General features: G+C 62.9%; 12 protein-coding genes, 1 tRNA gene and 2 pseudogenes (1 of these 15 cut by a window edge). 9 read left to right on the top strand and 6 right to left on the bottom strand.

The genetic code is table 11. From position 1 onward, the window contains the following. The first annotated feature begins 43 nt into the window (after positions 1-43). The 3 genes from EGH24_RS01385 to EGH24_RS01395 all read left to right on the top strand — a co-directional run bounded on the left by EGH24_RS01385 (position 44) and on the right by EGH24_RS01395 (position 3,955). A complete protein-coding gene (locus tag EGH24_RS01385; protein ID WP_142978381.1) occupies positions 44-202 on the top strand; it encodes a DUF1059 domain-containing protein in 159 nt (52 codons plus the stop codon). A 169-nt stretch (positions 203-371) separates the two neighbouring features. Beyond that, entirely contained in the window at positions 372-2,372 is a 2,001-nt protein-coding gene (locus EGH24_RS01390; RefSeq protein WP_142978382.1) for a CheF family chemotaxis protein, read from the top strand. Between the two features lie 188 nt (positions 2,373-2,560). After that, positions 2,561-3,955, top strand: coding sequence for an FAD-dependent oxidoreductase (locus EGH24_RS01395; protein WP_142978779.1), 1,395 nt, complete (start codon positions 2,561-2,563; stop codon positions 3,953-3,955). Between the two features lie 27 nt (positions 3,956-3,982). Here the strand turns inward: EGH24_RS01395 and EGH24_RS01400 are convergent, their stop codons facing one another. From EGH24_RS01400 to EGH24_RS01420, 5 genes and pseudogenes are all read right to left on the bottom strand, one after another. Next, positions 3,983-4,411 carry an HVO_A0114 family putative DNA-binding protein gene (locus tag EGH24_RS01400; RefSeq protein WP_142978384.1) on the bottom strand — a complete coding sequence of 143 codons (429 nt, stop codon included), beginning with the start codon at positions 4,409-4,411 and terminating at the stop codon, positions 3,983-3,985. Continuing rightward, positions 4,392-4,736, bottom strand: a complete 345-nt coding sequence (locus EGH24_RS01405) for a toxin-antitoxin system TumE family protein (protein WP_142978385.1) — start codon at positions 4,734-4,736, stop codon at positions 4,392-4,394. The genes EGH24_RS01400 and EGH24_RS01405 overlap by 20 nt, the downstream gene beginning before the upstream one ends. A 96-nt stretch (positions 4,737-4,832) precedes the next feature. Next, entirely contained in the window at positions 4,833-5,123 is a 291-nt protein-coding gene (locus tag EGH24_RS01410; protein ID WP_142978386.1) for a DUF6360 family protein, read from the bottom strand. A 76-nt stretch (positions 5,124-5,199) separates the two neighbouring features. Continuing rightward, positions 5,200-6,978 (bottom strand): annotated as a pseudogene (locus EGH24_RS01415) (nitrite/sulfite reductase). 76 nt (positions 6,979-7,054) lie between these two features. After that, a complete protein-coding gene (locus tag EGH24_RS01420; protein ID WP_142978387.1) occupies positions 7,055-7,387 on the bottom strand; it encodes a hypothetical protein in 333 nt (110 codons plus the stop codon). A gap of 304 nt (positions 7,388-7,691) precedes the next feature. Between EGH24_RS01420 and EGH24_RS01425 the strand changes: the two genes are divergently transcribed. The 5 genes from EGH24_RS01425 (at position 7,692) to EGH24_RS01445 (ending at position 10,082) form a co-directional block, all read left to right on the top strand. Beyond that, positions 7,692-7,892 (top strand): hypothetical protein, encoded by a 201-nt coding sequence (locus EGH24_RS01425; protein WP_142978388.1) that lies wholly within the window; start codon positions 7,692-7,694, stop codon positions 7,890-7,892. A gap of 262 nt (positions 7,893-8,154) precedes the next feature. Continuing rightward, a complete protein-coding gene (locus EGH24_RS01430) occupies positions 8,155-8,811 on the top strand; it encodes a DUF7119 family protein (RefSeq protein WP_142978389.1) in 657 nt (218 codons plus the stop codon). Between the two features lie 71 nt (positions 8,812-8,882). Further along, positions 8,883-8,956: transfer RNA gene (locus EGH24_RS01435), tRNA-Lys, on the top strand. 217 nt (positions 8,957-9,173) lie between these two features. Continuing rightward, positions 9,174-9,746, top strand: a complete 573-nt coding sequence (locus tag EGH24_RS01440; protein WP_142978390.1) for a hypothetical protein — start codon at positions 9,174-9,176, stop codon at positions 9,744-9,746. A gap of 99 nt (positions 9,747-9,845) precedes the next feature. Continuing rightward, entirely contained in the window at positions 9,846-10,082 is a 237-nt protein-coding gene (locus EGH24_RS01445) for a hypothetical protein (RefSeq protein ID WP_142978391.1), read from the top strand. A gap of 1 nt (position 10,083) precedes the next feature. Here the strand turns inward: EGH24_RS01445 and EGH24_RS01450 are convergent, their stop codons facing one another. Further along, positions 10,084-10,581, bottom strand: a complete 498-nt coding sequence (locus tag EGH24_RS01450) for a deoxyuridine 5'-triphosphate nucleotidohydrolase (protein WP_281284922.1) — start codon at positions 10,579-10,581, stop codon at positions 10,084-10,086. A 168-nt stretch (positions 10,582-10,749) separates the two neighbouring features. Here EGH24_RS01450 and EGH24_RS01455 point away from each other — a divergent pair. Further along, a pseudogene (locus EGH24_RS01455) lies at positions 10,750-10,805 on the top strand (aconitate hydratase) (it continues 1,918 nt past the right edge of the window).

Consider the following 10,805-nt stretch of genomic DNA (forward strand, 5'->3'; position numbering starts at 1 on the left):
GAATCGACGCATAACAATCCCGCCCCGGAGCCTTCGACCGAGTATGGCATACCAAGTAGCCTGTAGCCAAGAAGACAGTTTCATGATCAAATCCGAGGACGAACACGAGGTCATCCAACACGTCAAGGAACACGCTGAGGAGAAACACGATATGGCCCTGAGCGATAGCGATGCGAAAGACATGATCGAGCAGGTCTCCTAAAGCGCGTTCACCGCTACAATCGGTTTCGCGGACCGGCTCTCAGTTCAACTTCCTACAGCACAACACAGCAGCGCGTGGGAAGCCGCCGCTGGCCGAATGCGATTGTGTAACGTGGTTCAGTGTAGCTTATTACACATGGGGTCGCTATTGGTGGCTATCGAACTGACGTATGGACGAGCACACGCACGCGGACCGACCCACGCAGCCAGCCGGCGGGTTCACACCGTCGGCAGCACTCGACCCGTCAGCGTTCTACAGCCTGTATCTCGGCAGCCTCGCGCTCCCTGACGAGGACCACCGCACACACGCCAGCATCGTCCTGCTGCTCGGCGGCCGCCTCGGCCTGCGACCGGGCGAGATCCAACACCTCCACGAGGGCTGGATTCACTGGGACCGCGGCGAACTCCGGATTCCTGACCGCGATCCATGCGCCTGCCGGCTGTGCTGGCAGACCGCGCGACACGCCCAGCGGGCCGGCGACGGCCGCCGGCTCAACGAGATCATCACCGAAACGACGTGGGGCTCGCCCGGCGGCGGCCGGACCATCCCCTTCGCGTGGTCACAGCGGCTGACCGCTGCGTTGGCGACCATCTGCGAGGAAGAGTACCTCGATCTCTCCGTCGAAGCGATGGCCCAACTGATCACGGCGAGTGCGCAGTTAGCACAGGGGCTCGACGGCGACGAAATCGACTTCCGGAACCTCCGGGCGACTGGGGCGTCCTTCTTTGCGGACGCGGGATTCCCCGCCCACCGCGTGGCGTCGCTGCTGGGCGAAGACCTCGATACCGCCCGCGCGTTCACCCGCCAAGAGGGCGGTGACGCCCGCGAACAGTTGTTCCGGCTGTTCGGCGCGAGTCCGGAGGAAGCCGCCCCCGAGGGAACCTACGTCCTGCTTACCGATCCTGAGCCCTTCGACGGCGAGCCGTTCGACCCACGCGAGTACGATGCCGACTGGCGACACAGCCGCGCCGACGCGGTCGCTGGTGACCCCGATCCGCTACGTAACCCCCGGCCAGTGACGAACCCCACCGAGACAACCCTCGATCCGAGTGCCCTCGGCGAGCGAACGCAACTCGATAGCGACAGCGACCTCGTCGCCGACGACAACACGGCGACGACGCTCGGCCAGTGGGTCCACGAACAGGACCGCCAGCGGCGCGACGGCGCGGCGGCCAACAGCGCGGTTGCCACGGACGCCGCGACGGCGACTGCCGCCGAGGGCAGCACGAGCGACACGGGCGTTGACGACGCGGAAATCCTCGATCCCTACGAACGGATCGACGGCGAGCCGATCGCCACCGTCGAAACCACGGTCGCCTGCGGCACCATCGCCGACGGCCAGCCCGTCCCCTGTCGCGTCGTGCTCGGGCCCGAATCGCTCCTGATCGTCCACGACGAGTCGATGGTCGCCACCGAGCACAAGCGGATCGACCTCTCGACGGTCGTCGGCCAATCGATCGATTACGTGCCCTCGCAGTTCGAGACCACCTTCGACTCGACGGTCGCCGTCGCCTTCGACGAGGGCGAAGGCCGGGAAATCGCGGTGCTGGGGCTGTCGGGCAACGAACGGATCAACTTCGCCAACGAGGTCTTCAAACTCATCCTCTCGGAGTGTCCGATCTTCGTCACCCATCCCGCGCGGCGCGGCGGCCGCGTGACCAACAAGGAGCCGGCGACCGGGCGGCTGACCGTCGATGACCGCTCGCTGACGATCACGTCGCTCGACGACCAGACGGCGGATTTCACCATCCACCTCTCGGATATCATGCACATGGAGACGGACCGCCAGACCATCGACGGCGAGGAGCGGTGGAGTCTCTCGATTCGGCACCTCGGCTCCGACGGCGCGGTCGAATCCGAGATCACCGCCCGCGACGACCGCCAGTACAAACTCCTCCGGCAGTTCGCCAAGCGCGAGTACCGCAAACGCAAGAGCCAGCTTCGGGAGTTGACGCTGACCGACGACCAGAAAGAAGTGTTGGTCGCGCTGTATACGGCCGACAGTCACATCGATATCTCGACGATCATCAGCCAGCAGGCCGACAACCTCCAGACGATTCTCACCACGCTTGAGGAGGCAGGACTCGTTCGTACTGGCACCAACGGGACGGAACTGACGGGGCTCGGCCGCGTCGCCGTCAACAACAAAGTCGAGGACGTAAACGCCTGATCGGCGGCAGTGCCTGAACAACCACAACACCTGGGGCGATATTGCGAATCGTCCACCGACAGCCTGTGTCGGTGGCGACACCCGCAACCGGAAGCGTGTCGAGACTGGGTTTCGTCGGCTGTCGATACGCTGGAGTGAAAAATATGAGTTATCCGTGCGGAGCACAGAAGGCAACCAACGGCCAACCTATGTCCGGCAAATACGACCTCGTGATCGTCGGCGGCGGCATCAGCGGCGCGTCGCTGCTGTACACGACCGCGAAGTTCACTGACATCGACTCAATCGCACTGATCGAGAAAGAGCCCGACCTCGGCGCGATCAACTCCCACCACACCAACAACTCCCAGACGCTCCACTTCGGCGACATCGAGACCAACTACACGCTCGAAAAGGCCGAAGAAGTCAAAGAGGGCGCGGAGATGCTCGCGGGGTATCTCGAAAACCACGACGGCGACCGCGAGATGCACTCGAAACGCAGCAAAATGGTGCTGGCGGTCGGCGACGAGGAAGTCCCCAAACTCGAATCGCGCTACAACGAGGAGGGCTTCGGCGAGCTGTTCCCGAAACTCCGCCCAATCGAGCGCGATGAGATCGCCGACATCGAGCCAAAGGTCGTCGAGGGCCGCGATCCGAACAAGGATCTGCTCGCACTCCAGACGCCCGACGGCTACGTCGTCGACTACGGTCAGACGACGAAATCCTTCGCCGAGCAGGCCCGCGAGGAGGCCAGCGTCGATGTCTACACCGATACGAAAGTCACCGACATCACGCCGACGCTCGACGGCCACACCATCGAGACCGACGCGGGTCGCTTCGACGCCGACGCGACCGTCGTCGCCGCCGGCTCCCACAGTCTGCAGATCGCCAAGGAACTCGGCTACGGCGAGGACAAAGTCCTGCTCCCGGTCGCGGGTAGCTTCTTCCTCGCCGACGACCTGCTGAACGGCAAGGTCTACACGCTGCAGATGAAGAAACTCCCGTTCGCCGCGGTCCACGGCGATGCCGACGTTCACGACGGCTCCATCACGCGATTCGGCCCGACGGCGAAAGTCGTCCCCGGCCTCGAACGCGGCCGGCTCTCCTCGGTGCCGGACTTCTTCGACGTCTTCGGCTTCACCCCCGAGTCGTTCCTCAGCTACGCCAACATCATGGCCGACCGGATCCTGCTGCCCTACGTCCTGAAGAACCTCGTCTACGACCTGCCGGTCGTGGGTCGCAAGCAGTTCCTCCCACACGTCCAGAAGGTCGTCCCGAGTGTCGAGCTTGAGGACATTGAGCGCGCGAAGGGCTACGGCGGCATCCGCCCGCAGATCGTCGATACGAAGAACAAGTCGCTGGATATGGGCGAAGCGAAGATCGTCGGCGACGACATCATCTTCAACATCACGCCATCGCCCGGCGCGTCGACCTGTCTCAAGAATGCGATGCGGGATACCCACACTCTACTGGACTCCCTCGAAGGCGACTACGAATTCGACGAGGACGCCTTCCGCGAGGCGACGATCGGCCACTTCCCGCGAATCGATGACGACGACACCATCGAGGTCGACGCCGTCGAATCGGCTGCGGCCGACGACGACTGATCGGTTGTAGCAGCGAATCACTCCCGCTTAGGCGTCCGCAGTGTCGTACGTCGATGCCGACTCACTGAGCGGGAGATCGACTTCTATCGCATCGTACCACGTGGTCGGACGCTTCGAGCGACCATCTTCGTCGAGGTCGATAAGTCCGAGTTCTTCAAGCGCGGTAAGGTTACGGTGGACTTGCCGGACATCCCGATCAACTATCCGAGCGGTTTCACGGATACTCGACGGCTCCTCGCGGACGATGGTTCGGAGCAGTTCGAGGTTTGTCGGTCGCGTAACTTGGTGGAGATCCTCGAGATCGTGATAGACCACCTCGAACACTGGCTCCGGCGTCTCGCCGTGATCAAGCGCGTCGAGAGCCTCAGTGAGGCGGTCGTCGTCACCGCTCCGGTAGCGGATGTGCAGTACGCGGTCAGCGGTCGTGTCGTCGATGTTAGTTCCATTGTTCGTCATAGTCTTCGGTCACCTCGGTTTTGAACGCTTCAAACAGCGGCCGCAACCCGGCGAATTCGACGGCCTCGACGGTTCCATCCGGGAGATGCTTGTGATGGATCGCCGCGTTCGGGTGGTCAGGGAAGTTATCGTATCGGATGATCGTCCCGTCGTCGGTCGCGGTGTCAGTCTTTGTGTCGTCCTTGGTTCCGTACTGGAAGCTGTATTTCACGCCGTCCGGGTAGCGATCCGAGACAGGCACCCTCCACGCCCGAGCATGGGCGTACGTTTCACCGAACTCCTCACGACGGTCGATTACCAATGTCGCACCGTCGTCTCCTGCCATCGAACGTTGTTATGTTCTCCAACAATATAATCGTTGTTGCGACTAACAACATAGGAGTCACCACACAGTCGTCAGCACTGATTAGCCCCGACTCGCTTACTCGTCGTCTGCGAGATTGGCTTCGACTTTGTCGGCGTACTTCTCGAGATCGGACGCAATCGTTCGAGCCTGCTCCGGCGTCAACCGCACGCGGTCGGCGTGGGCTGGGAGGTGCTCCAGTTCGGCGTTGTCGAGTTCCATCTCCAGTTTGACGTGGTCTGGGTTCTTCCGCGGCGCGGTCGCGTTGACGACGGCGTAGGCCGATTCGGTGAACTCGTGGGCCACGGCTTCCCCCTCAAGTAAATCGAGGGTCGTGTAGGCGTTGACTGACAGCAGTCGGTCGGACATGGCCGCCGATAGGCGGGGCTGGCTCTTGAGGCTTTGTTTAGAGCAAAAAACCGCGGTGAGCGATGGCGTGGGCGGCTTAGTCGTCGGCCGGCGTCGCGTCGATGGAGTTGCCGTCGCCGTCGGTCGGNGCNGGNGAGGCNCTCATGTCGTCNTCGTCGGCGTACGGGTACCACGTCATCTTCGTGTTGTGCATGTACGGGTCCTCGTANNTCGTCTCCTCGGGCTCGNNGANCNCNNNNAGGNNNTCCTCNTCGTGGCGNGCGATGAACTCACGGAAGGTTTCGCTGCCCTCGCGGTTATCCTCGAAGGTCGCCAGCAGGTTCTCGATCGCACCGGGGACTTCGTCGGCCGGGACGCGCTGACCGACCCAGTCCGCGAANTGNGGGTTCTCGCCGAGNCCGCCGCCGAGGCCGACGTCGAACGCCTCGACCGGCTCGCCGTCCTTCCGGGTCTTCATCCCGCGCAGCGAGATGTCGGCGATCTGCGGCTGCGCACAGGAGGCCGTACAGCCGGATAGGTGGATGTGGAAGTCCTCGACGCCCGACGGAACCTCGACGTTGTTCTTCAGCCANCGGGCGTANCGNACNTGNCGGTTNTTCGTCTCGACGATNGAGAGCGAACAGAATTCGGTGCCGGTACAGGCGACCGAGCCGCGCATGAACGGGTGCGGATCCGGCGAGTAGTNCTCNAGCAGCGGCTCGTCGAGNANNNCGTCGAGNTCCTCCTCGGGGATGTCCGTCACGATGAGGTTCTGTCGCTGGGTGATGCGGACCTCGCCGGAGCCGTACTCGTCGGCGAGGTGGGCGAGTTCGCGGGTGTCCTCAGCGCCCATGCGGCCGACGAGGACGCTCAGGCCGACGTAGTAGTTGCCGTCGGGCTGCTCGTGGACGCCGACNNGGTCGCCGTGNTCNNCGNCGCCGGCGTTGTACGTGTACTGATCGCGGAGGTCCTCGCCCGCGGTGCGGAGTTCGAAGTCGACGAAGTCCTCTTGGAGGACCCGCCGCATCTTCTCGGTGCCCCACTCGTCGACGAGGAACTTGATGCGGGCGTTGAACCGGTCGTCGCGGTCGCCGTGTTCGCGGAANAGCGNGGANATGCCNNCGGCNACNTCGGNCGCGTNNTCGGGGCGGACGAAGACGTCGATATCGCGGGCGAGGCGCGGTTCGTTCCGCGAGAGGCCGCCGCCGACACGGACGTTGAAGCCGCGGACTTCCTCGCCGTCGATCTCTTTGGAGGCTGGCTCAAGTGCGAGGTCGTTGATGTCGCCTTGGCCGGAGCCGTCGGGCGAGCCGGTGACCGAAACCTTCCATTTGCGGGGGAGATTCGAGTGGTCCTCGTTACCCTTGAACGTCTCGTTGAGTTCCTGAATCACGGGGAGGGCGTCGACGAACTCCGGAGCCTTGCCGGCCATCGGGTTGCCGACGATGTTGCGCCAGGAGTCACCACAGGCTTGCTGCGTTGAGAGGCCGTTGTTTTCGAGTTTCTCGAAGATGTCCGGGATATCCTCCAGTTTGATCCAGTGGAGTTGGATCGACTGTCGGGTCGTCCAGTCGACGTAGCCGTCGCCGAACTCGGGGTTCGTTTCCGGGCCTCGTGCGTACTCGTCGGCGATCTCGGCGACGACCTCGGTTTGNCCGGGTTCAAGNACGCCGTTCGGCGTNCCGATNCGCATCATGAAGTAGCTCTCCTGGCCCTTCCGCTGGTGGTACAACCCCCACCATTTGAACCGCTCGAACCACGCGTCGTGTTCGTCTTCAGGGATCGAATCCCAGCCCTCCTCGGCGAACTCCANNAGNNGNTCNCGGANCTCNTTNCCGTAGACTTCCGATTTCCATCGCTCAACGTCAGTTGGCATGCGAGTATCCAATAGCTCCACACGTAAACAGTCGCTCTCCGCGTCAACCATGCCCGGTGGTTCACTAAACCGGATATTATTGCTGGTTTGTGGTGGGGCGAGTCTCAACCGGCTCCAAAACGACGTGTTCGCGGTCGTAGTTGCGGTATTCGCCCTCGCGGATGTAGCCGACGGGGATCTTGCCCGGCACACCGCTTTCGCCGCAGGCGATGCACTTGCCGTAGGTCGTCACCGCCACGTCGCGGCCGTCAGCGGAGACCTCGGTAAAGCCCTCGGCGATGAAATCGACGAGCGAGCAGTCACAGAACTCGGGGGCATGGAGCCGCCAGAGTTCGCTGACGCTGACGCGTCGCTGGTCGTTGACCGAAAGCCACGCGCCGTCATCGAGGATGCGCAGGGCGACAGACACACTTCCTGTTGGGGCCGGAGCTACCTGTAGGGGCTGACTGCTGCAATGGCTGACCGCACCGGTGACGACCGATCCCCCCACCGATTGGACTGCAGTGATGCGAATCCGCGCTAATCGAGGCGTCCGGTATAGCCGCAACACCATCCGGTATCACCGAGCGCGGGCCAGTGTTACGGGTTAGGGGGTGATTAAGCCGTCAAGGCACATACGGGGAAGTGATGACAGCAGAAACCACGTTCAGACAACATGCGTCCGCCGATGTCGCACCCGAACTCTATACTCGGCACTCGACGGAGGAAGACACGTGAGCGACGATAGCGAACACCTTGCGAACCTCTCGGATGGCGCCGGCTGCGCCGAAGTCTGGGAACACCTCTCCGAGCAGCGCGACGCCGAAGCGACGGAAGACGCTGACGACGACAGCGACACCGACGCCGACGCAGCCGCCGACGCGGACGAGACCGCCGAGGACGCCCCCGAGCAGGACGCCGCGCTCACGGCATAGCCCGCCAACCACGTTTGACTGTCCGCTGTTTTGTATTCTCGTTCGAATCGACACCGACTGCGAGTGGAAACGCAACCGTGATCTCAGTGCCGTCGGGAGCAACGATGCGACACAGAATTTGAACGGATCCGAAAGAAATCCGAACAACACCTTTGTACCGGCCCCGCGTTGCCGGTCGTATGACTGTCGCGTCGCATGCCCGCGGTTTAGCGCACGCAATCGAGCGCGGTATTTTTACTGACGGCAGCCAATGGCACACCAAATGAGCGAGGAGTACGGCTCCGACCGCGAGACGCCGGTCGGAACACCCGTCGTCCGCGCCGACCCCGAGATCACGGGCGACCGCGCCGAGGAGGCCGTCGACTTCGATCCCGACGATCCCGATAGCGTCGCGGAAGCCGCCGAGATCGTCCACGACTTCGCGACCGGGGCGGTCGGCGGCAACGACCACGTCCTGATGCTCCGCGGGGCCGCGGCCTGTGCCGCGCTCGTCCGCGGGCGTGGCTCCTACAAAGAAGCCGCCGAGGCCGCTGGCGACGGCGTCAGCGTCTCCTTCATCCGCAAGTGGGCGCGCGTCCACGACCTCCCACAGTCGATCCGGCGGCACGTCGCCCGCGGTCATATCGCGCCCACAGCCGCCAAACACATCGCTCGCGTGCCCGCGGAAGATCGGTACCTGCTGGCATGGGCGAGCCTCGACGCCGGGCTGACCGTGCGGGATATCCGGTCGATCGCAAGCGCGATCAACGACGGCGTCGATACCGAAACCGCGCTGCGAGAGCACGGCATCACGCCCGGCGAGGTGACGGTGACGCTGCCGGTCGAGCAGTATATCGAACTCCGACACCGCGCCTCGATGGACAACGAAACCCCCGGCAGCGTCGTCGGCGACGCGCTGGCCGCGTACTTCGACGAGTAGATCGTGTGATCGGCTGCCGGCAGCCACTTCGATGTAAACGCTTATCAGCGCGTGCGGGCAACTCCGCGTGAGGGCTGGTAGCTCAGTTAGGGAGAGCGTCTGGCTTTTAACCAGACGGTCGGGGGTTCAACTCCCTCCCAGCCCGTTTTGCTCCGAACACTATCGTGAGGAGCAACACGGTTGTCAGAAGGACCAAATCAGGGACCAACACTGGTCAATACTGGGTCGTATCTGAAAACTATCCTGTCTGTAAACACTGACAACCGAACCACGCACACACCGACGTTGCCACCACCCTGTCAGAAACAGTTTTGAGAGTCCATCACGAAGAGCAGATAGACGCAGCCATCGGGGCATCGACAATGGAACGACCCAACCCCTCCCCCAACGTCATCCGCTCGGAGGCAGCCGAGCCGGCCGCCGAGTCGCCGGCCAGCGACGAGTCCCTTCGCAGCCTCGTCAAGGACCTCGTCGTCTCGTTCCAGGAGAAATCGGTCCCCGATCTGCAGGAGATCCGCGAGCGCACCACCATCCGCAACATCGTCGACTACCGCGAGGTCGACCGCGTGCTCGATCCCGGCTGGGCCGCCGCGCCCGAAATCGTCCAGTTCGGCAACGACCCGCTGGCCGACACCCTCGTGTTCAGCCACACGAACCGCCCCTACGAAGTCGTCCTCAAACCGGACGACGTGTTCGTCCCGACCGACGACATCGAAGTGTATCTGCTCGACCGCAACAACGGCACCCGGCACCGACTGATCCGGACGCTGCCGACGCTGGATTTCGCGCTCGAACACGCCGTGCATAAGTTCACGCACAAACACTTCGATCCCGACGCTGTCTATCAGATGTCGATGATCGGGCCCGACCTTGATGAGCCATCTGCGGTCGGCGACACCGACCTGACGGCGATCAGTTTTGAAGACCGGGACTAACTGCTCGACGCACTCTTGAGGTTGTCGACGATGCGTCTCCAACTGCGCAGTCGACGATATCGATACTACCAATGAGGAGTAGCCAATCAACTATCGCCTATGGGTCTCCTCCAACGGATCGCAGCCGGACTGAAAGAGCTGGTGTTGCTTGAACTGAGCGGGTGGGTGTACGCCATCGTCGCGGGGATCGTCTTTTTCGCCACGTTGCTCGCCGGGGTGACGTTGTTAGGTGAGGATCCCGGTTTCACCGTCGGTGGGGTCAGTGGTGTCGTCTTCGCGGTCGGTGCGCTGTACGCACTCCGGACGCAGCTTCCGTACCCGAAAGACCACCAGTAGGCTACTCGGTGTCGATGTGTTCGCCCTGATAATCGCCGTCGTAGGTCCCGTCGTGATCAGCCTCCGCGAGGACAATCTGGGCGATGCGCGCACCCTGTTCGATCTCGATTTCGTGATGGACCTCCAGCAACCCCTCGCCTTTGCCCTCGTAGCCGGCGTCCCAGACTGCCGTATGCAACATACAGGAGTTCCGCATCAGCGACGACCGCGGATAGATGAAGCCGATATGCTCCTCGGGAATGGCGACCGTTTCGCCGTACTGGACGATATACGCGCCCGGTTCGAGATGAAACACACCGTCATCGGCCTCGATCTCACGTCGCTCGCCGATCGTTTTGCCGTCGGTCCCGATGCGGCCCGGTTCAGTCTGTTCGTAGACGGCCGCTGCGGTGAGGTCAACGCCGTTGGGTTGTAGCTGTGCGTCCGTTGTCGGCGTGATGTGGGCACCGACTGTCTCGCCGGCTCTGAACATAGCCGACTGCTCGGCCGAAGCGGGCAAAACGCTGTCGGCATCGCGGTCGCCGCGGCAGCGTGATTGAAATACCAGTAGAAAGACCGCCGGAACTCCGTTGAGCTTCGACGACCGTCCAAACACCGGCCGCTGGCAGTCGGAGGAGTTGTGGGATACGCGGGATTTATACCCGCGTAGGGACCATCTGCGAACGTTATGGGACAGACGCTCACGGAAAAGATCCTCGACGACCACCTCGTCGANGGNGANNT

This window comes from Halonotius terrestris, assembly GCF_006861665.1.
GTDB classification, from domain to species: domain Archaea; phylum Halobacteriota; class Halobacteria; order Halobacteriales; family Haloferacaceae; genus Halonotius; species Halonotius terrestris.